The sequence below is a fragment of the Pseudomonas sp. SIMBA_041 genome (assembly GCF_046535095.1).
Classification (GTDB): domain Bacteria; phylum Pseudomonadota; class Gammaproteobacteria; order Pseudomonadales; family Pseudomonadaceae; genus Aquipseudomonas; species Aquipseudomonas mucoides.
Genome location: NZ_JAWRXJ010000260.1, coordinates 1 through 275, shown reverse-complemented (window position 1 = coordinate 275; position 275 = coordinate 1). Strand labels below are relative to the sequence as shown.

Below are 275 nucleotides of genomic sequence, written 5' to 3'. Positions count from 1 at the left end.
CAATATTTAAATCTGACTTACCCTTGGATTTTATGAAATTAAAAAACTCCTTTGATAAATTCTCAGCACTTTCGTCAGTGATTATCTTCGATCGTTTATTCATAGCATTCTGATAATGTACATTCGGATCTTCTTTTACCAACTTAGAAAGGAAATCTTCTCCATAGATACTCAATGCTTTGACTAATATTGAAAACCATATTATTTTCTTTTCTAATGTACTCACTAAAAACAATCTATCTTTACAAATGCTTCTGCCTTCATCGGAGATAGAG

At 30.5% G+C, this 275-nt stretch carries 1 protein-coding gene; it reads right to left on the bottom strand.

Going from position 1 to position 275, the window contains the following annotated elements; genetic code table 11:
• The coding region (locus SB725_RS31100; RefSeq protein WP_410923248.1) for a hypothetical protein at positions 1–226 on the bottom strand (226 nt) is incomplete at its 3' end.
• Between the last annotated feature and the right edge of the window lie 49 nt (positions 227–275).